General features: G+C 59.6%; 1 protein-coding gene. It reads left to right on the top strand.

The genetic code is table 11. From position 1 onward, the window contains the following. The coding region (locus HU755_RS27025; RefSeq protein WP_186638307.1) for an immunoglobulin-like domain-containing protein at positions 1 to 332 on the top strand (332 nt) is incomplete at both ends.

Here is a 332-nt window from a genome sequence, read left to right as displayed (position 1 = left end):
GGTGGAAATTTCGAGAACCTTGTTCCGAGCACCACACCAGCAATCACTCAAGTAACCGACACCATCGATACCTCGACGGTCAAATTGACCGCCGATACCTCGGTGGCTGAAGGCGGCACCGTCACCTACACCGCCACGGTTGGCGCTCCAGTTACCGGCTCGCCGGTTGTCGTGACGCTGGCCAATGGTCAGAACATCACCATCGAAGTCGGCAAAACCACCGGCACCGTGACCTTCACCGCGCCGAACGATGCGCTGACCGGCCACGCGCCGCTGGTTAACTCGATCACCAACGCGACCGGTGGCAATTTCGAAAACCTCGTCGCCGACAA

Origin of the sequence: Pseudomonas sp. SWRI111, from assembly GCF_014268555.1 — a bacterium.
GTDB lineage: Bacteria > Pseudomonadota > Gammaproteobacteria > Pseudomonadales > Pseudomonadaceae > Aquipseudomonas > Aquipseudomonas hamedanensis.
The sequence above is the reverse complement of the archived record's forward strand: the minus strand, read 5'-3'. Positions and strand labels throughout refer to the sequence as shown.